The sequence below is a fragment of the Rhizobium sp. NFR12 genome, from assembly GCF_900108545.1.
Lineage (GTDB): Bacteria > Pseudomonadota > Alphaproteobacteria > Rhizobiales > Rhizobiaceae > Neorhizobium > Neorhizobium soli.
In genome coordinates this window covers 1-18,459 of record NZ_FNWM01000004.1, presented here as the reverse complement: position 1 = coordinate 18,459, position 18,459 = coordinate 1, and the positions used below count along the sequence as shown (strand labels likewise).

Genomic DNA, 18,459 nt, shown 5'->3' with positions numbered 1-18,459 from the left:
ATTGGATCGCCAGATGGATAGGATAACACCTGAGCGCCGAAGCGCTAACATGGCCCGAATCAAGGGTAAGAATACCAAGCCTGAAATGGTAGTTCGTCGCCTGGTGCACGCCCTAGGTTATCGATACAGGCTCCATCGCAGAGATCTTCCTGGAAAACCGGACCTCGTATTCGAGTCCCGAAAAGCAGTGATATTCGTACACGGGTGTTTCTGGCATCAGCATGGCGACCCGCAATGCAGGAATGCGGTCCTTCCCAAATCCCGAACAGAGTTCTGGGAAGCTAAACTTCGTCGCAATGTGGAGCGGGACGTGACAAATATCGCCGAGTTGGAAGAACTGGGGTATAGGGTTGAGGTTATATGGGAGTGTGAGATCAAAGACCTCCCAATGATAACGCAAAAAATAACCCATTTTCTTGGCCAGCCAAAAAGATCCGAGCAGCTCGCAACGTCGGTTTAAACCACTGCTTGCAAAGACTTCTGATTGTGTCTGATGTTCGTGCAGTCAATACGTGATTCGGGGGTGAAAGTGGCTAACAGGCTTATTCTTGATGCAATGATAAAACGCGCCGACTTCTGGCATAAGAACAATCGACAGATGGATGATCTGTCGGCGAGCGCGAAACCTGCTGCTTCGATCACTCTTGAGAACCTACGGAACGACTCGAATTTCGTTCTAGCTCTTCGCAAGCCAGACTTTCAACGCGAAACAAATCAATGGACAGTCAACCAGGCGGTGAACTTTATCCAAAGTTTCGTCGACGGTGAACTGGTGCCTTCAGTCATCCTCTGGCAATCCAGTGACGGGTTTATTTTTGCCATCGACGGAGCTCATCGCCTGAGCGCTATCCGGGCATGGATGGAGGACGATTACGGAGATCGCAATCTGTCGTTAGCATTCTTCGGAGGCGAAATTCCAGAAGAACAGAAGCGCGTTGCCAAGATGATGCGTGCGAAGATCGAGAAGGTGGTCGGAAGTTACCAGACGCTCCGCGACAAACTGGCGGCACGCCATGCAAATCCGGACATCGAATATGACCTGCTCATCAACAAGCGACTTAAGCACATAGGTTCCCGCCAGCTTGAACTTCAGTGGGTTACAGGTGATGCAGATGTTGCAGAGAGCTCTTTCTTTAAAATCAACACCCAAGGCACGCCGTTGGACAAAACGGAGGAGGAACTCCTTCGGAACAGATATAGATCACCTGCAATTGCCGCTCGGTCGATCGTTCGGGCGGCAACCGGGCATAAATATTGGTCAAAATTTGACGAAGTTCATCGGAAGCAGATCGAGAAATTGTCTGAGGACATTAACCTACTTCTATTCCAGCCAGAGATATCTACGCCAATTAAGACGTTGTTGCTCCCCTTGGGAGGCTCCGCCTCCACGCTAGACGCGCTGTCGATGCTTCTCAGATTGCTCTCCATCACCGATTCGTCACAACAGAAGAAGCGGCCTACGTTAGCCGAATACGAACCCGACGTGAATGGTTCAGGTACCGTAGCTACTTTGCAGAACTGTAAGAAGGTCCTTGATCGAGTATCGGGAAACAGCGCTGGTAGCTTAGGTTTACATCCCGCCGTTTATTTTTATTCGGACAGAGGTAAGTATCTGCCTGATCTCTTTCTTGGTATCGTTTATCTGATAAAAATCAAGATGATAAACAACGATGATGTTTTCTTCAAAAGATTTACGCACAAAAGGAAGGCCGTTGAAGAATTTCTTATAAGAAATAAGCCTGTAATCTCGCAGATACTTGTCCAGATATCTAGTAGAGCGAGAATTGATCGAGTTTCGGACATGTTAGAATACATGGTGACCGCGGCAGGTGCGACTGAAGGGATCACCATAGAGGGGCTGGTTACCGCTGCACGAATGAAAGGCAGCATCATCGATCTGAGAGAAAAGGTAGCTGGCAAAAACTTTTCGGAGGAAGGGAAGTCGTCGATTTACATTCGACAGTCACTGGCTGCTGCGCTGAAATGCCCCATTTGTGAAGGACGCATGGAACCTACCCTGTCCGCGTCTTACGACCATATCGAACGCAAGCAGGACGGCGGGACTGGAGACGATGAGAACGGCCAAGTCTGTCACCCATACTGCAATACGGGTTTTAAGAACTGAAGAGTGAGATAATCAAAAATCGAGGGATCCAGGGAACATCTCTATGCCCTTGGCCGCACATACGTCGTGGAAGTCACCATCATTGAACGTGGCAAAGAAGTCGACTTTTACGTTCCGATCCTCCATTAGCAGGCGTAGAAGGCAGTCGACCATGGAGAGAGGGCGTCCGCGCCTTGAAGATTCAAGAGCCAGTTGAAAAGCATCTTCGCGATAACGGCTGTCGTCCAAGAACTCAATGGGTGCAGATTTGAGTTCGCGCTCCAAGATTCCAGATGCGATTTTGTTGGAAACCATTCGTGTACGTAGCGTTTCGAAGGCTACGGGCCAAGGCATGACAATTGTATGCGGTCGGATAAGCTCGAAAATCAGGCTGATCTCTTCCCGTGTAGCGGCTCTGTCCCTCTCGTCGCACAAGCAGATCCATACTCCGGTATCAACTAAAAAATTTGCCATCAGCCAATCTCTTCATCGAACTCGCCACCCGATGCTTCTGAGTATCCTTTCCAAGCCGCCGCCCTACGTCCTCCAAAGATGAACTTCCCTCGGTTTTTGACCGCGTCCCTATCACGGTAGATGACGTAAATCCTCGCGCGTTTATCTAACTTCACATCGACGACCAGATCTTTCTTGAGATCTTCCAAAAGATCATTTGTCCACTGAAATTGCAGGACTGCTAAGGCATCTCCGCATTCCTTCGCAGAATGGTTGTCTAGCCATCGGTAAAGACCTTCGTAGTCTCCACGAATGCCAAGATCGTAAGAGATCCAGATTGTGCTTTTTTTGGATTTACCTGCCGATTTGGTCATTACCACACCTGATGTGAGTCCGAGTAAATGCTAATATTCGCTTGCATGAGTCTATCGAAGTCCAGCCCTTCGTAATGAAGCTTCTCCATCTCCTCGTTGAGGAGACGAAGCCTGACGATACCCGTACCATAGCGCGCAGCCATACCACTGCCAGCGTGTCCTTGAAGCGCATTGGTGAACTCTACCGGGATCCTGCTGTTCAAGCAGGCATCTTCAAAGGAATGCCGGAAACTGTGAAACGTGATCTTGGGCATCTTCACGTCGATGCTCTCCAGGAAGCGCTTGTATCGTGGGGAATAGGCCGTCGAATAATACCCGTCCGCCGCTTTGGGGAAATCCGGAAACAGGCGGGTGCCCCTCTTCCTTTGTGCGGCAACGAACTTTTCGAAGCCCAGCTTCTTGAGAATCGGATGAACCGGGATCGTACGGATAGAGGTATCCGTCTTGACCTCCTGCTCCTCGCCGTCATCGGTAATGTTGAGGTGAAGAATACCACCCTCATCCTTGATGTCGTCGACACGTAGTTGAATGATCTCGCCGGCGCGCGCTCCCGTGAACAAGCCGATCAGCGGCACCCAATAGATTCCCTGGTCAACAGGAACATGCCCACCGGGCGTCAGCCATGACTTTTCCGATTTGCATCCAGTGAACAATGGCGCATTGAGAATTTTCTGCAACTGCGGCATCGAGAACGGTAGACGCTCGTCTCGGGCTTTGGACTTCACACGAAGGTTCATTCCGTTGAAAGGGTTGCCGGGTACCTCGTCATACTGGGCTTCGGCCCAATTCCAGAACGCACGGACGAAGCCGAGAATCTTGTTCACATTCCTGTCGGACATGGGTTCGACTTCGGCGGTCTTCGCCCGTTCGACTGCTTTCGAGAAGCTCAGTCCTTCGAAGCCCTTCTTGTTACCATACATGGGCGGGAGCGACATGACGGCCTGCTTGAACGTGCGGGCATCGGTTTTGGTGTAGGCCCTGAGCGGCTTGTCGCCCACCAGTTCCATGAAGCGCTGAGCCCAAAGCTCATTGGCGGCGGCGGTTGTTTTGCGCCAGTCGCCTTCGTTCCGGGTTTTCTCTTTCACCCAGCCGGCGATCGCGGTGGATAGGGTCGGCGCACGAGATGTCGAAGAAGCAGTCAGTATTTTTTGTGGCGGCACGTATGGTGGGAAGGAAGCAGCAGCCGGATCAGGGCTGTAGTCCCCCTTAGCCATTTGGTAGATCTTTCTACGTGCCTTGAGGACGGCATCTTCAGTGTGTTTTTGGAGAGTCGACCTACTGACATCGTCGATTTGATAGCCTCCATCAACGAGGAAGCTCTCAATCCTTTTCGTGATTTCAGTATTCCGGCGGTCGACCATTTCCTGGAACATCCTTTGGGACGCTTCCGGGTCAGTTCCCGCAATGAAGACCTTCGATCGACCATGAAAATATCCTTCGAAAAGCATCGGTAAAAGAAGCCCGCAAGGGTTCTCTTCTTCTTCCGCTATCATCCGTCGGTAGATTTCCCCTGCCATCGCCAAGGACTCTTTGTGGGACAGAGACTTCACGCCCTGGCGTAGCCGGCCCCACCGTTCCTCGATTTCCGCCAGTGCTCTTGCAAAGCGAATTTTCGCTTCCGCCGGATCCCTGGTCTTCAGGCTGAATTTCTCCTCCCTCTTTTTCAAGACAGGGCGAAGATCCTCCGGAATTTTTTTCCGGAGCCAGTAAATTGAGCCGTTGAGAAAGGGGCTGGCCATTCTTAGAACCATAGCAAGTGTACCACTCTGGTGTACCAAAGGAGCAGTTACAAAAGCCCTAAAGCTCAAAGATTGAGTGATTTCCGCGGGATGGAATGGTGCTGCTAGAGAGATTTGAACTCTCGGCCTCTCCCTTACCAAGGGAGTGCTCTACCCCTGAGCTATAGCAGCATCTGCGGACGTTCGGGTTCGTGTCGTCAGCGAGGGGGCTATTGCCATAGGTTCGGGGCAAGTGCAAGCAGCAAAATCTAACTTCTTGGAGAACCATCCGGGAAAACGCCCGGGGTGCTTTCGTGTGTCGGGCTTTTTCTTTAAGGAGAAGCCATGTCGAAAAAACCAGAAACCTTGGATAGCCAGGCGCCGGCCGCACGTTCAAGCGAAGCCGAGCGGCGTGAGCTGGATCGCAAGCAGCGGGCGGCTGCGAAATTGCGGGAAAACCTGATGCGGCGGAAAGGTCAGTCGCGCGCGCGGCGCGCCGGCGAGGCGGACGAGACGCAAGGTTTGCCGGCGTCTTCGCCCTCTGCCGCAAAAACGGACGAATCATCATAGCGTTTGCAGTGCATAAACGGGTTGTGGCACGATTTGCTCTCATCCGCAGTTTTCATCACGGATTGAAGCGGGGCAAGGTTTGGTCTAGAGACGCAAACCCGGCCGCTTGAGAGAAAGAGTAACCACACCATGGATCGCATCAGAATTTCCGGCGGCAACGAGCTTCACGGCACGATCCCGATCTCGGGCGCCAAGAACGCCGCGCTGCCGCTGATGATTGCGTCGCTTCTGACCAGCGATACGCTGACGCTCGAAAACGTGCCGCATCTGGCCGATGTCGAGCAGCTGTTGCGCATCCTCGGCAATCATGGCGTCGATGTCTCCGTCAACGGCCGTCGCGAAAGCCAGGCCGAAAGCTATTCCCGCACGATCAATTTCACCTGCCGCACCATCGTCGATACGACCGCCCCTTACGAGCTGGTCTCCAAGATGCGCGCCTCCTTCTGGGTCATCGGCCCGCTGCTTGCGCGTGAAGGCAAGGCCCGCGTCTCGCTGCCGGGCGGTTGCGCCATCGGCACGCGTCCGGTCGATCTGTTCCTGGAAGGCTTGCAGGCGCTTGGCGCCATCCTCGAGGTCGATGCCGGCTATATCAACGCGTCGGCGCCCAAGGGTGGCCTTGTCGGCGCGCATTACACATTCCCCAAGGTTTCGGTCGGCGCCACGCATGTCATGCTGATGGCGGCAACCCTTGCTCGCGGCACCACCGTGATTGACAACGCCGCCCGCGAACCCGAAGTCGTCGATCTGGCAAAATGCCTGACGGCCATGGGCGCGAAGATCAGCGGCGCCGGCACGCGCACCATCACCATCGAAGGCGTTGCCTCGCTGTCGGGCGCCCGTCACCGCGTCCTGCCGGACCGGATCGAGACCGGCACCTATGCCATGGCGGTTGCCATGACCGGCGGCGATGTGCTGCTCGAAGGCACGCAGGCCTCGCTGCTTGAAAATGCGCTCGATACGCTGCGGCTGGCCGGTGCCGAAATCACCGAAACCGAAAGCGGTCTGCGTGTCGTCAGGAACGGCAACAGGATCCAGCCGGTCGATATCGTCACCGAACCCTTCCCGGGCTTCCCGACGGACCTGCAGGCACAGTTCATGGCGCTGATGACCATGTCGTCGGGCGTTTCACACGTCACCGAAACCATCTTCGAAAACCGCTTCATGCACGTGCAGGAACTCGCCCGTCTCGGTGCGCGCATTTCGCTGTCGGGGCAGATGGCGCGTATCGAAGGCGTTTCGCAGCTGAAGGGTGCGCCAGTGATGGCAACAGACCTTCGCGCATCGGTGTCGCTCGTCATTGCCGGCCTTGCGGCCGAAGGCGAAACGATCGTCAGCCGCGTCTACCATCTCGATCGTGGTTTCGAGCGTCTTGAAGAAAAGCTGACACGCTGCGGCGCCATCGTCGAACGCGTCAGCGACTGAGCAGTATGGCCTGAAGAGGCCGCATGTTTCGAGGGATGAGGGGCGGCTAAGGGGATACCTTGCCGTCCCTTTTTTCATGCCTATGTCAGGTATTGTCATCCAACACGCCCTGCCTCATTTTCATGATCCGGCTTTTCCATCGGAGATATTTTTATGACTGATGCATCTTCCAATGTCTGGTTCATCACCGGCTGCTCCTCCGGCTTCGGCTTGGAACTCGCCAAGCTGACAATTGCAAAGGGCTTTCCGACCGTCGTCACGGCCCGCGACAAGGCGAGGCTTGCTGATCTCGTTGCAGGCCACGACAATGCGCTCGCCGTTGATCTCGACGTGACCGACGAAGGCCAGATCGCAGCTGCTGTCAGCGCTGCCGAGGAAAAGTTCGGGCGCATCGACGTCCTCGTCAACAATGCCGGTTACGGCTACCAGGCCTCGATCGAGGAAGGCGAGGAAGACGAGATCCGGGGCATGTTCGATGCCAATGTCTTCGGCCTTTTCGCCATGACGCGGGCGGTGCTGCCCGGCATGCGCGCCCGCCGCAAGGGCCACATCCTCAACGTCACCTCCCAGGCCGGCTTTATCGGCTTCCCGGGCTCCGGTTATTATGCGGCAAGCAAGCACGCCGTTGAAGGCTTTTCCGATGCGCTGTCCGCCGAAGTTGCAGCGCTTGGCATCAAGGTCACTTGCGTCGCACCGGGTCCGTTCCGGACGGATTGGGCCGGCCGTTCGCTGAAACAGACGCCTGTCAAGATCGACGAGTATCAGGATACCGCAGGCGCCCGTCTGTCGCAGACGGCAGGCTATAGCGGCCAGCAGCCGGGCGATCCTGTCCGTGCCGGCGAAGCCATGATCAAGGTCGTCGAGGCGTCCAACCCTCCGCGGCATCTCGTGCTCGGCGAAATTGCCTATACCGGCATCACCGCCAAGCTTTCGGAACGCCGCGACGAGATCGTTGCCTGGAAGGACACGACGCTCTCTGCCGACTTCCCGAAATAGTTGCTTCTTGCCATGCGCCATCCTATCTCCAGACCATCAAACAACGGGGCCCACATCGCGGCCCAGGAACGGAATGGACGCGCATGACCGAGCTCAAGCTTCTGGCTCTCGATACCGACGATCTGGGGATCGTGTCTGCCCATATGCAGGATGCGGTGTTCAAGCTGTCCGACGTGCAGTGGTCGGCGTCGGAAAAGATATTCTCGCTGGCTGCCAACAGGTTTGATTGGGAAAAGGCCGGCGAGAAGAAAAAGGGGTTCGAGCGGCACCGTGCAGCGCTCGTCCTCAAGCGCGTGGAAGCAGTCCGTTCGACCGGTATCGACCGCAACCGCAAGGACGATGTCCTGTCGCTTCTCGCCGTGCGCTTCATGCCCAAGGGCGAGGGGCCTGATGGCACCGTGGAACTGCTGCTTTCCGGCGGCGGCACCATTGCTCTCGATGTCGAATGCATCGAAGTTGCTCTTGCAGATATCGGCGGCGCATGGGAAACCGCAACGAGGCCGCGCCATCCTTGACCGGCCTTGTGATCATGGCATGGAACGGGAAGGAATATCCGCTTGGCACTCTGGCTTGAGCAGACAGCACCGGACTTCGAGACACGCTTTTCCGCTTTTCTTTCGACCAAGCGGGAAGTCTCCGAGGATGTGAACGCCGTCGTGCACGCCATCATCGATGACGTGCGCGCCCGCGGCGACGCGGCACTTGTCGACTATTCAAAACGCTTCGACGGCATCGATCTTGCAGCGACCGGCATCCGCGTGACCGATGAGGAGGTCGACAAGGCCTTCGCCGAAACGGACCGCAAGGTGATCGACGCGCTGAAGTTCGCAGCCGAGCGGATCGAAAAGCATCATGCCCGCCAGATGCCGAAGGACGATATCTACGAAGACGCGATCGGCGTCGGCCTCGGCTCCCGCTGGACAGCGATCGAAGCCGTCGGTCTCTACGTACCGGGCGGCACGGCATCCTATCCAAGCTCCGTGCTGATGAATGCGGTGCCGGCAAAGGTTGCCGGCGTGCCGCGCGTCGTCATGGTCGTGCCGGCCGGTGGCGGCAGCATCAACCCGGCCGTCCTTGCCGCGGCGCGCATCTCGGGCGTTACGGAAATCTACCGCGTCGGCGGTGCGCAGGCCGTGGCAGCGCTTGCCTATGGTACCGATACGATTGCGCCGGTCGCCAAGATCGTCGGTCCCGGCAACGCCTATGTGGCGGCCGCCAAGCGCCAGGTCTTCGGCATCGTCGGCATCGACATGATCGCCGGCCCATCCGAAGTGCTGATCCTGGCCGACAAGGACAACGACCCCGACTGGATCGCCGCCGACCTTCTGGCGCAGGCCGAACACGATGCCGGTGCCCAGTCGATCCTGATCACCGACGATGCCGAATTCGGAAAATCGGTCGAGGCAGCCGTCGAGCGACAATTGAAGACACTGTCGCGCGCAGAAACGGCCGCCGCGAGCTGGCGCGATTTCGGCGCTGTGATCCTGGTCGAGAATTTCGAAGCCGCGCTCCCGCTTGCCAACCGCATTGCCGCCGAGCACCTGGAACTCGCAGTCGCCGATCCGGATGCGCTCATGGCCGGCATCCGCAATGCCGGCGCCATCTTCATCGGTCGCCACACGCCTGAAGTCATCGGCGATTATGTCGGCGGCTCCAACCACGTTCTGCCGACGGCACGCTCGGCACGCTTTTCGTCCGGCCTCGGTGTGCTCGATTTCGTCAAGCGCACGTCGATCCTCAGGCTCGGACCCGATCAACTGCGGCAACTGGCGCCGGCCGCCATCACGCTCGCCCATTCGGAAGGGCTCGATGCACACGCCCGTTCGGTCGCCATCCGCATGAACGCCCATCCTCCGCAAGACGAGGGCTAGGGATGGAACAAGGGCACTTCCGGCTCTCGGATGTCGTCCTCGACGACTCGATCGGGCGCTCGACGCCCGATGTCGAACATGAGCGGGCAGTTGCCATCTTCGACCTTGTCGAGGAAAACGCCTTCGAGCCGGTCGGCCATGCAGGCGGCCCCTACACGTTGAAGCTTTCGCTGGTTGAGGCAAAGCTGATGCTCACCATCACGGGCGAAGCGGGCGAGGGGGTTGCGGTCCACATCCTGTCGCTGACGCCGTTCCGGCGGATCATCAAGGATTACTTCATGATCTGCGAAAGCTATTACGAGGCGATCAAGACCTCCACGCCATCGCGCATCGAGGCGATCGACATGGGCCGCCGCGGCATTCACAACGAGGGCTCGCAAACCCTGATGGACCGGCTGGACGGCAAGATCCGCCTCGACTTCGATACCGCGAGACGGCTGTTCACGCTGGTCTGCGTCCTCTACTGGCGCGGCTGACGACCATGGCGGCGGAAGACGAACCGACCAGAAAGCAGACGATCGGTATTCCGACCGCGATCCTCTTCATGTGCGGTTTCAACTCCATCCGTTCGCCGATGGCGGAGGCCATTGCAAAAAGCCTGCTGCAGCCCGATATCTACATCCAGTCGGCGGGTGTCCGTTCCGGCGAGCACGATCCCTTCGTCGATGTCGTTCTGGAAGAGGTGGGCCTTTCGCTCAACCGCAACCGGCAGCACAAGCCGCGGACGATGGATGACCTTGAGGATGATTTCTTCGATTTGATCGTGACGCTGACGCCGGAGGCCCATCACGCGGCGCTGGAACTCACCCGTTCGAACGCCGTCGATGTGGTCTATTGGCCGACCATGGATCCGACGGCTGCGACCGGCACGCGCGAGCAGGTTCTCGACGCTTATCGCGAGGTGCGAGAGCATCTGTGGAAGCTGATTGACCGACGGATGAGGCCCATTCGCAGGCCACCTCCGGCAGGCGATTGACGGTCTTCAAGAATCGCTGTCAAGCGAGGTTCACAAACCGGACGCGATTGTGTAGTTTCCGCGCAAATTTCGAGGCGGCTGATCAGATTTCGGCCTGCCCGACCTTCAACACAGAAAGAAAACCAATACATGGCTAAAGAAGAAGTTCTTGAATTCCCGGGCATTGTCGTCGAACTGTTGCCGAACGCGACCTTTCGCGTGAAGCTCGAGAACGAACACGAAATCATCGCCCACACCGCGGGCCGCATGCGCAAGAACCGTATCCGCGTTCTGGCAGGCGACAAGGTTCTTGTCGAAATGACCCCTTACGACCTGACCAAGGGTCGCATCACCTACCGCTTCAAGTAAGAATTTCTCGCGGCAAAGACGGGTCCCCATGGCGATCGAACAAAAGCTCATCCTGGCCTCAGGCTCGCCGCGTCGTCTCGATCTTCTCAATCAGGTCGGCATCGAACCGGCCCGGCTGATGCCGATGGATATTGACGAGACACCCAAGCGGGTGGAACATCCGCGTTCGCTTGCGCGTCGTCTTTCGACGGAAAAGGCGGAAGCCGCCTTCGCCGCCGTCAACAACGATCCCGCCTGGCGCCACAGCTATATCTTGTCTGCCGATACGGTCGTGGCGGTTGGACGCCGCATCCTGGAAAAGACGGAGTATACGCAGGACGCCAGTGCCGCCCTGCATCTTCTGTCGGGCCGCGGCCACTGGGTCTATACCGGCATCTGTCTTGTCACGCCGGGCGGCCAGTTCCGCCAGAAGGTGGTTGAGACCAAGGTGCGCTTCAAGCGACTGTCGACCCGCGAGATCGAGAACTATATCGCATCGGGCCAGTGGCGGGGAAAAGCCGGGGCTTACGCGATCCAGGGCATCGCCGGCGCCTTCGTGCAGAAACTCGTCGGTTCCTATTCCAACGTCGTCGGCCTGCCGCTTCATGAAGTGACGGGTCTGCTGGCTGGCGAAGGTTTTGACGTCGCCGGCGCATGGCCGCAAGGCTGAAGACTTAAGAAGGAGGCCTGATATGGCTGAAACTTCAAACAAGGACATCACGACAGGCGGCAAGGTGGAGCCTTTGCGCAAGGCAAGGCCCTGTCCCGAATGCAGCCGCCCTTCCGCGCGCGAACACTATCCCTTCTGCTCGGACCGCTGCCGCAATCTGGATCTCTCCCGCTGGCTGCAGGGCAGCTACGCCATCCCCGTGGCCGACGATGAAAGCAAAGCCGACAACTACGAGGACTAGATCCTCGTCCGGTTCGGCCTTTGATTTCGCTCATGAAATCAGGTTTTTCACAAACCTTTCAAAAAAGTCGTCCGGGGTGCTGGACATGGCCGAACAAGATGTTATAACCCCGCTCGCTTCCCGGGGATACAAACCCCGGCCGGTCAACCAAGGACCGGAACGGCTTGCATAAAGCCCGGATGCCCGGATAGCTCAGTTGGTAGAGCAGCGGATTGAAAATCCGCGTGTCGGTGGTTCAAATCCGCCTCCGGGCACCATTTTTTTCCTAGTTATTACAAGTCCTTAGAAGAAATGGGCTCTCGCATTTAGATGATTGCATGTTGCGATCTGTTGCGTGTCATTTCCCTTGATTTCTCGACGTTTCCCGGCACACTCGGCTAGTCCGCGCGACATGGATGCAACATGAGGCGGGTTTCAGAGCTGCCTTTAATGGTTGGCTTACGGTGAGGTAGCCAGGCAAATGGGGCGTTATGAGTAAGTTGAATTTCCAGGATTGGATAGAAGAGAAGCACCCCCAATTTTCTAGCCTGACAGAGGCGGTGATCTTGATCATCACGCGGCTTTTGAAGGATGAGGGAATTCCTTTTCTTACTATCGCGGGGCGCACCAAGAGCGTCGCGGACTGCCTCAACAAATCACGTCGGAAAAGCTACAAAAACCCTACACAGCAGATGACGGACATATCAGGTGTGAGGATAGTCGTTTACTTCGACTACGATGTTGATCGCGTGAGCGACATAATTGAGCAGAACTTTGCCGTTGATGAAAACAATAGCTCCAATCGAGACGATCTCCTCCTCGTAAACGAGGTGGGATACCGGTCGATGCACTTCGTGTGCGATCTTGGAGAAGATCGTGTAAGGCTAAAGGAAAACGAGCTTCTTAGAGGTTTGAAGTTTGAATTCCAGGTCAGAACGGTCCTGCAGCACGCCTGGGCGGAGCTGGCTCATGACCGCAATTATAAGTTTACTGGCCAGCTCCCCAAACCTATCGAACGTAAGCTTTTTCTATTAGCAGGACTAATGGAGACCGCTGATAACGGGTTCAGCGAGCTGTCTAAAGAAATTGATAGTTATGTGGACTCGATTTCTACGTCGGCAGCAAAGGGACGGCTCGATATAATTATCGCGGATGTCCGAAACCCGCGTCAGGCACCAAATCATAGCCAGCCGGCGTCACGCACAACACCACGCGCCTTCTGACAAGCCTTCTGCCTACCCAAGATACGAAGTTGCTCTTGATAGGTTCGTTCGCCTTTTAACGACCGCAGCCGCGTTCACTTTCCTATCGGCCGCCTGGACGAGGCCTTTTGTCCACGACTCAGTGTCCCTGTTCAATGGAATGCTGCATCGATGGGCGACGTAGGAAAGTGCAATAGCGCTCTCAACGTCGCTCCCCCCGGACGGGGCCGATCGGGATGATCGCAGCCCAGCAGCTGCCGCAGAACTATGTCGGCCAGGGCGGCGGTACAGCCGGGTTCATGAAGGATCTGCAGACTACGGCGGCCGGAGCACTCCAGGCCATCACGCCGCACACCGCTGGCATCGCGGGTCTAACCGCCGGCGTCGCACTCGGTGCGATCGCCTACAGCGGTTATCTGATTTCGACGAAGGAAGTTGAGACGGCAGCGTCTGGCCTCGGCCGAGCGGTTGCCGGCTCCACGGCCGAGATGGAAGCTGCTGCCCAGGCCGGCGCTGCAGCGGCTGGGATGTCGGTCACTTCTGCCCGCTCGATGGAAGCACAGTTCCTACGCACCGGTCTGATAGGCTCGGAGAACTTCGAGCAGTTGATTTCAATCTCGAAAGACTTCGGCGCTACGGTCGGCCTCGACGCGGACGCCGCTGGTGCGGCTCTGGCCGAGATGTTCGCCGATCCCGCAAAGGCGGCGCAGACCCTTTTTCAGCAGTATGGACTGATCGATGCGGCGACCGCACGCCAGGCCACGATCCTGGCGAAGCAGAACCGTGAGTCAGAAGCCCAGGCGCTCCTCCTCAAAGCGCTGCCGGATCAGCTTGCCAACGCCGAGGAAGCCACCACGAAGCTCGGCCGGGCTTGGCAGAACGTCGGTAACTTTGCGAGTAACGCGTTCGACAAGATCGGCAGCGTGATCAACCGCGCTGAAGAAGAGCCATCACTCGAAGATCAGATCGCGCTGGTCGTGATCGACAGCCGCTACACCTTCCCTGACGATAACGGCATCTATGCTTTCTCGACGGATGGCGACACTTAGGTGAAGCGCGCTGAGTGGGTAGATGCAGGACGACTTCACTGGAACTCGGACAATCCAGATCCAATCTATGCCGCCATTCCGGTTGTTGCCGAAGAGCTTCGCACGATTCGGGTCTTTGGCCGTGTCATCTGGACGTGGAGGCCGATCTGATCGATTCTAGGAATCCTATCCCTGCCCAGTCAACTCGATAAAGCGGAGTGAACAAATAAGAACATCTAAAACCGGGTTAGGGGAGTTCTCAGGTGCCGATCCGCGAAAAATACATCGTCGAGCCTTTTCGCAGGGGCAGAGGACAATCGCTTTAACTGATGAAATGCGACTTGCGAACAGCTAGGTTCAAGCTGCCCGGATGGCCGAAACTCTTGCCGGCTACCACGGAGATGCATCGGCTGCGGCGAAGTATGAGCGGACGCGCACTTCACGGTTTTTTTCTTGGTCCAAGTTGATCAACTGCGTAAACGAAGACAAGTAACCCAGCGTAGATTATAGTCGATACCGTAACGGTCTTCAGCGCAGAGCCTTCCTCGCTGTTGAGCATCCCTACCCTTAGTCCGCTATAATAAACTACGACGGAAATTATCAATGCTTCGCAGACGATACTGGATATTAACGCTGATAATGCCTGCATATATCCCTCCGATAAACGCGGGATAAACGCTAGTGCTACGAACAGTGCGGCAACGCAGATACCGAACGGGATAACATATATCTTACTGCTATCCTCTATTCCGAAAATAAGAGATAGGGTAGGCAACGCCATTGAGATGAAGTTAGTCGCACTAATCCCCTTTATGTCGATTTGAAATATACGAGAATTCATCTAATATAATCCCGGCCTAATTGGCATTTCGTTGCTAATTTGATTCGTGACTAATTACTATACATGTCACTATTACCCTTGCCTGATTGCTTCACTTAAGAATTGATATGTCAATTTCCGTGGGCGTATGCGCGAGTTTTTCGAGTTGATTTTTCTCAACTTTCCCAACAGCGCTTTTGACGACATTTGTGAAGAAACGAGTTGCAACTCCGCGAGTGCTGAGAAGCCTGCAATCAGGCGGAGGAGATATCCCCGCTTGCCGTGATCGATTCTGACCGGCGAGACAATGTGTCTGTTCAAGAGGCCATCCACTGGGTGAAGGAAGCCCGGTGCCCCGTAACCCTCTACATCTACGACGTGACCGACGGCACAACCGCACAACACTTCAATTCAACGGTAAAACGGCTCCTAGAAACCGATAGCAAAGCGGGCTGATGAGTTCACGGCCTAGTTGATCGCAGCGGCCGCGCTCGGCGTGAGCGCTATCAATATTATGCCCGCGAAAAGTACGAGTTTTGTTAGTCGGCCCGGGAATGGGCATACAAAGCAAACAGTACAATGTCGCCGGCCTAGTGACGGTTGGTGGTTCGATCCTCTTTTTCCTCATCGGATGCGTATTTTTAGCCAGAGCGTTTGCCTGACCTGCCCTTAGATGAGAAACGCAGCATATTGACGTTCGTGGTGCCGTCCGCCTGCCGCCGCACGATCTTCAGTTCTCCTGAGATCGTCACACGGCAAACAAAGGCCGTGAAAGTCATACTGAGCACCGTCCGTAGGCGGCGAGGCGAGCATAAGAGCGACAGACAGTATCAGCGACCTCCGCCCACAAAAAATGCTTTATTAACAATTCCTACTAGCTACTTTAGTAACAAACATTTGAAAGGGTAGGCGCTGATCGAATGCTGTGATCGGAGTGCTGCATGATGCCGCTATAACATCTAAATGGTAGATGGCGGTTTATGCTTGCGAATTTGAGGGCACTGTTTTCCTGCACCCGTGGCAATTTCGGGATGATGACCGGGCTGATCTTGGTTCCGCTGATCGGAAGTGTCGGATTGGCAATCGATTTCGGCCGCGCTCTGGAGGCGAAATCCTATCTCGATGCAGCCGCTGATTCTGCGGTCCTTGCTGCAGTCTCGGAAACCTCTGCAGCGGTCTCGAAAGCCATGAAATTGGCCGAGGACGGTATCGTTCCTATTGCGGACGTCGAAGCCCAAAAAATATTCAAATCTCAGTTGTCGGCCAGATATGGCGACAACATGGAGGATTTGCTGAGCCTGTCGATCGACGTCAAGCTGGAATTGGTGAAGTCCGACGGCGTCGTCACATCGAGACTGAAATACTCCGCCACTTTTCCGACGACATTCACGCGAATCCTCGGGCGTGACGCGATGTCGGTGTCGGGCCAATCGACCGCAGCTTACCGGATCCCGAGTTTTCTGGATTTCTACATGCTGCTCCACAATACGCCATCAATGGGCGTGGGCGCGACCGCAGATGACGTGGCGAAACTTGAAGCTGCCACGAAAAACGGCACGGATGGAAAAGGCAAGGATGCCAATTGCGCGTTTGCCTGCCACATCGTTTCGACGAGCGGTGTCGTCGACAAAAGCAGCTACTATTATATTGCAAAGGAAATCGGCGCGACCATCCGCATCGACGTTGTCGCGGACGCGATCTCTGCTCTCATGACGACCGCAAATGAGACCCAGACCGTAACGGGCCAGTTCAGAATTGGTGCCTACACGTTCGGAAAAACCTCCGCCGATGCTCAATTGTACACGGTTTCCGAGCCGACGAGCAATTTCTCGTCAGTGGCAAAGGCAACGAAGATGATTGAGCTGATGAGCGTTCCAAGCCATTCGTCCCCCAATGGGCAGACCGATTATAATGACATCCTGACCAAGATCGGCAAGAAGATCAAAACCGTTGGTGACGGGAGCAGTTCTGCAGATAGGCAACCGATCGTTTTTCTTGTCGCAGACGGCGTTGGCGATGCATACCGTTCGGACTGCACAAAGAAGCTCTCGACATCCAGCGAGGACCGCTGCATGGAACCGTTGAATCCCAGCTATTGCAATACGCTGAAGGCGCGCGGCATCAAGATCGCAGTCCTGTACACGACCTACCTGCCCCTGCCCAAAGACGGTTTCTACAAGAGTTGGATTGCCCCGTTTCAGAATGAAATCCCGACGCAGATGAAATCCTGCGCCAGTGAAGGATACTATTTCGAAGTCAGCCCGACGGACGGCATCAGCGAGGCAATGGATGTGTTGTTTCGCAAGATTGTGTCACGTGTTCGGCTGACAAGCTGACGCGCTCGGTCATGGGCCGCACGACACTGTTTATCCATGCAGCTTGTTGGCGGCTCCACCCTGAGGTGCTGTGACGTTAAGTCTCTCCGGTTGGAAAGTTCAGCGGATCGCCGGTCCCATGCGATGGATGCCGCGATCCTCCGGGCATCGAAAGCATTCGGACATCACCGAGGAACAGGCCCGGTCAATGTTCTGGCGCCTAAGCATGGCCAAGCTGTCGCCGTATAGGGACACTGAAGACTTCGACTTTGCCGACACGCCCGTGAATGAATCGCTGGTTTCTCCGTTGCACACGTCCAATTTTGTCGATCAGCGCGATGCCGTTCACGTTGGAAGAACCTGCTTCAGATAGGCTGTTGACAAGTCCGTCATGCCGCGACCAGGATTGAGGAGACAACTGGTTAGCTTCGAATGAAGGCATCTCCATATAGGCGATGGAGCTGCCCTCGAATAACTTGTAGCCTTACTGGATAGCAGTCAGCAGCCATCACGCTTCCCAGGCCAGTTCGTGACCGACTTCCTGAAGCTCGTTCGGAAATTTAGTCTCTCCACTCCCGCGATCACTCCACGGTGACGGATTTCGCAAGGTTGCGTGGCTGATCGACATCTGCACCAAGGATTGCAGCCGCATGGTAGGCAAGCAGCTGGATCGGCAGCGAAAAGATCATCGGTGAAATGATTTCGTCCACGTTCGGCAGCACGATCGTCGCCATCGTCGGAAGCTTCGAGGCAGCAGCCCCCTTCTCGTCGGTGATGAAGATGATCTTGCCGCCGCGGGCCGCCACTTCCTGCATGTTCGATACGGTCTTTTCGAAGAACCGGTCATGCGGCGCGATGACGATGACAGGCATGTGCTCGTCGATCAGAGCAATCGGTCCGTGCTTCAGTTCGCCGGCTGCGTAGCCTTCCGCATGGATGTAGGAGATTTCCTTCAGTTTCAGGGCACCTTCCAATGCAAGCGGATAGCTCGTGCCACGCCCGAGATAGAGCACATCCTTGAAGCGCGAAAGCTCGCGCGACAGCGCTTCGATCTGCGGCTGGATGTCGTTCAATACCCGGCTCATGATCCGCGGCATCTCGGCGAGATGCTTGACCATCGCCTTCTCGTCGCTCTCCGTCACCGTGCCGCGGACTCGACCGGCACCGATCGAAAGGGCGGCCAGAACTGCGAGCTGGCAGGTAAACGCCTTGGTCGAGGCGACACCAATTTCAGGTCCCGCCAGAATTGGAAAGACCGCATCCGATTCGCGCGCGATCGTGGATTCGCGGACGTTGACGATGGCGCCGATCTTCAGGCCCTGTTCCTTGCAGTAGCGCAGGGATGCAAGCGTATCGGCCGTTTCGCCGGACTGCGAGATGAACAGCGCGGCCT

The 18,459-nt window shown here is 56.1% G+C and carries 19 protein-coding genes and 2 tRNA genes; 16 read left to right on the top strand and 5 right to left on the bottom strand.

Translation table 11 applies throughout. From position 1 onward, the window contains the following. Positions 1–13 precede the first annotated feature (13 nt). Positions 14–460, top strand: a complete 447-nt coding sequence (locus BLW69_RS16440) for a very short patch repair endonuclease (RefSeq protein ID WP_092663536.1) — start codon at positions 14–16, stop codon at positions 458–460. Positions 461–529: 69 nt separating this feature from the next. Next, positions 530–2,125, top strand: coding sequence for an HNH endonuclease family protein (locus BLW69_RS16435; protein WP_210184928.1), 1,596 nt, complete (start codon positions 530–532; stop codon positions 2,123–2,125). 12 nt (positions 2,126–2,137) lie between these two features. Here BLW69_RS16435 and BLW69_RS16430 read toward each other — a convergent pair whose 3' ends face one another. From BLW69_RS16430 to BLW69_RS16415, 4 genes are all read right to left on the bottom strand, one after another. After that, on the bottom strand, positions 2,138–2,578 hold the full coding sequence (locus tag BLW69_RS16430) for a PIN domain-containing protein (RefSeq protein WP_092663534.1): 441 nt from the start codon (positions 2,576–2,578) through the stop codon (positions 2,138–2,140). Next, positions 2,578–2,931 (bottom strand): hypothetical protein, encoded by a 354-nt coding sequence (locus BLW69_RS16425; protein WP_092663532.1) that lies wholly within the window; start codon positions 2,929–2,931, stop codon positions 2,578–2,580. Before BLW69_RS16425 ends, BLW69_RS16430 begins: the two co-directional genes overlap by 1 nt. Continuing rightward, positions 2,931–4,670 (bottom strand): site-specific integrase, encoded by a 1,740-nt coding sequence (locus BLW69_RS16420; RefSeq protein ID WP_175487286.1) that lies wholly within the window; start codon positions 4,668–4,670, stop codon positions 2,931–2,933. The genes BLW69_RS16425 and BLW69_RS16420 overlap by 1 nt, the downstream gene beginning before the upstream one ends. A gap of 96 nt (positions 4,671–4,766) precedes the next feature. Next, positions 4,767–4,841: transfer RNA gene (locus BLW69_RS16415), tRNA-Thr, on the bottom strand. 153 nt (positions 4,842–4,994) lie between these two features. Between BLW69_RS16415 and BLW69_RS16410 the strand changes: the two genes are divergently transcribed. From BLW69_RS16410 to BLW69_RS16340, 14 genes are all read left to right on the top strand, one after another. Then, positions 4,995–5,219, top strand: coding sequence for a hypothetical protein (locus BLW69_RS16410; protein ID WP_092663528.1), 225 nt, complete (start codon positions 4,995–4,997; stop codon positions 5,217–5,219). A gap of 129 nt (positions 5,220–5,348) precedes the next feature. Beyond that, on the top strand, positions 5,349–6,641 hold the full coding sequence (murA, locus tag BLW69_RS16405) for a UDP-N-acetylglucosamine 1-carboxyvinyltransferase (RefSeq protein WP_092663526.1): 1,293 nt from the start codon (positions 5,349–5,351) through the stop codon (positions 6,639–6,641). A gap of 153 nt (positions 6,642–6,794) precedes the next feature. Continuing rightward, positions 6,795–7,637: an oxidoreductase gene (locus BLW69_RS16400; RefSeq protein ID WP_092663524.1), complete on the top strand. Its 843-nt coding sequence runs from the start codon at positions 6,795–6,797 to the stop codon at positions 7,635–7,637. An 83-nt stretch (positions 7,638–7,720) separates the two neighbouring features. Next, positions 7,721–8,152 (top strand): DUF2948 family protein, encoded by a 432-nt coding sequence (locus tag BLW69_RS16395; RefSeq protein WP_092663522.1) that lies wholly within the window; start codon positions 7,721–7,723, stop codon positions 8,150–8,152. Positions 8,153–8,194: 42 nt separating this feature from the next. Then, entirely contained in the window at positions 8,195–9,508 is a 1,314-nt protein-coding gene (gene hisD, locus BLW69_RS16390; protein ID WP_062453858.1) for a histidinol dehydrogenase, read from the top strand. Between the two features lie 2 nt (positions 9,509–9,510). Continuing rightward, positions 9,511–9,984 (top strand): UPF0262 family protein, encoded by a 474-nt coding sequence (locus BLW69_RS16385; RefSeq protein ID WP_092663520.1) that lies wholly within the window; start codon positions 9,511–9,513, stop codon positions 9,982–9,984. A 5-nt stretch (positions 9,985–9,989) separates the two neighbouring features. Continuing rightward, entirely contained in the window at positions 9,990–10,484 is a 495-nt protein-coding gene (locus BLW69_RS16380) for an arsenate-mycothiol transferase ArsC (protein ID WP_244508870.1), read from the top strand. A gap of 129 nt (positions 10,485–10,613) precedes the next feature. Continuing rightward, positions 10,614–10,832: a translation initiation factor IF-1 gene (gene infA / locus BLW69_RS16375; RefSeq protein WP_062453856.1), complete on the top strand. Its 219-nt coding sequence runs from the start codon at positions 10,614–10,616 to the stop codon at positions 10,830–10,832. A gap of 28 nt (positions 10,833–10,860) precedes the next feature. After that, positions 10,861–11,481, top strand: a complete 621-nt coding sequence (locus BLW69_RS16370; RefSeq protein ID WP_062453855.1) for a Maf-like protein — start codon at positions 10,861–10,863, stop codon at positions 11,479–11,481. A gap of 22 nt (positions 11,482–11,503) precedes the next feature. Further along, on the top strand, positions 11,504–11,722 hold the full coding sequence (yacG, locus tag BLW69_RS16365) for a DNA gyrase inhibitor YacG (RefSeq protein WP_062579059.1): 219 nt from the start codon (positions 11,504–11,506) through the stop codon (positions 11,720–11,722). Positions 11,723–11,903: 181 nt separating this feature from the next. Beyond that, a tRNA-Phe gene (locus BLW69_RS16360) sits at positions 11,904–11,979 on the top strand. A 213-nt stretch (positions 11,980–12,192) separates the two neighbouring features. Further along, positions 12,193–12,924, top strand: coding sequence for a GTP pyrophosphokinase (locus BLW69_RS16355; protein WP_092663518.1), 732 nt, complete (start codon positions 12,193–12,195; stop codon positions 12,922–12,924). A 215-nt stretch (positions 12,925–13,139) separates the two neighbouring features. After that, a complete protein-coding gene (locus BLW69_RS16350) occupies positions 13,140–13,952 on the top strand; it encodes a phage tail length tape measure family protein (protein ID WP_092663516.1) in 813 nt (270 codons plus the stop codon). A 1,779-nt stretch (positions 13,953–15,731) separates the two neighbouring features. Next, the gene (locus BLW69_RS16340) at positions 15,732–17,087 is read left to right on the top strand and encodes a TadE/TadG family type IV pilus assembly protein (protein ID WP_092663512.1); all 1,356 of its coding nucleotides are present in this window, start codon (positions 15,732–15,734) and stop codon (positions 17,085–17,087) included. A gap of 560 nt (positions 17,088–17,647) precedes the next feature. On the opposite strand, the gene BLW69_RS16330 is transcribed toward BLW69_RS16340, so the two are convergent. Then, on the bottom strand, positions 17,648–18,459 hold an 812-nt coding region (locus BLW69_RS16330), incomplete at its 5' end, for an SIS domain-containing protein (RefSeq protein WP_139283886.1).

Bases quoted from the DNA above. Each gene is read 5' to 3' on its own strand.
- BLW69_RS16425 (WP_092663532.1), bottom strand. From the start codon at position 2,931: ATGACCAAATCGGCAGGTAAATCCAAAAAAAGCACAATCTGGATCTCT.
- BLW69_RS16370 (WP_062453855.1), top strand. From the start codon at position 10,861: ATGGCGATCGAACAAAAGCTCATCCTGGCCTCAGGCTCGCCGCGTCGT.
- infA (WP_062453856.1), top strand. From the start codon at position 10,614: ATGGCTAAAGAAGAAGTTCTTGAATTCCCGGGCATTGTCGTCGAACTG.
- BLW69_RS16350 (WP_092663516.1), top strand. From the start codon at position 13,140: ATGATCGCAGCCCAGCAGCTGCCGCAGAACTATGTCGGCCAGGGCGGC.
- BLW69_RS16410 (WP_092663528.1), top strand. From the start codon at position 4,995: ATGTCGAAAAAACCAGAAACCTTGGATAGCCAGGCGCCGGCCGCACGT.
- BLW69_RS16380 (WP_244508870.1), top strand. From the start codon at position 9,990: ATGGCGGCGGAAGACGAACCGACCAGAAAGCAGACGATCGGTATTCCG.
- BLW69_RS16385 (WP_092663520.1), top strand. From the start codon at position 9,511: ATGGAACAAGGGCACTTCCGGCTCTCGGATGTCGTCCTCGACGACTCG.
- murA (WP_092663526.1), top strand. From the start codon at position 5,349: ATGGATCGCATCAGAATTTCCGGCGGCAACGAGCTTCACGGCACGATC.
- BLW69_RS16430 (WP_092663534.1), bottom strand. From the start codon at position 2,578: ATGGCAAATTTTTTAGTTGATACCGGAGTATGGATCTGCTTGTGCGAC.
- BLW69_RS16340 (WP_092663512.1), top strand. From the start codon at position 15,732: ATGCTTGCGAATTTGAGGGCACTGTTTTCCTGCACCCGTGGCAATTTC.
- BLW69_RS16355 (WP_092663518.1), top strand. From the start codon at position 12,193: ATGAGTAAGTTGAATTTCCAGGATTGGATAGAAGAGAAGCACCCCCAA.
- BLW69_RS16400 (WP_092663524.1), top strand. From the start codon at position 6,795: ATGACTGATGCATCTTCCAATGTCTGGTTCATCACCGGCTGCTCCTCC.
- yacG (WP_062579059.1), top strand. From the start codon at position 11,504: ATGGCTGAAACTTCAAACAAGGACATCACGACAGGCGGCAAGGTGGAG.
- BLW69_RS16440 (WP_092663536.1), top strand. From the start codon at position 14: ATGGATAGGATAACACCTGAGCGCCGAAGCGCTAACATGGCCCGAATC.
- BLW69_RS16420 (WP_175487286.1), bottom strand. From the start codon at position 4,670: ATGGCCAGCCCCTTTCTCAACGGCTCAATTTACTGGCTCCGGAAAAAA.
- BLW69_RS16395 (WP_092663522.1), top strand. From the start codon at position 7,721: ATGACCGAGCTCAAGCTTCTGGCTCTCGATACCGACGATCTGGGGATC.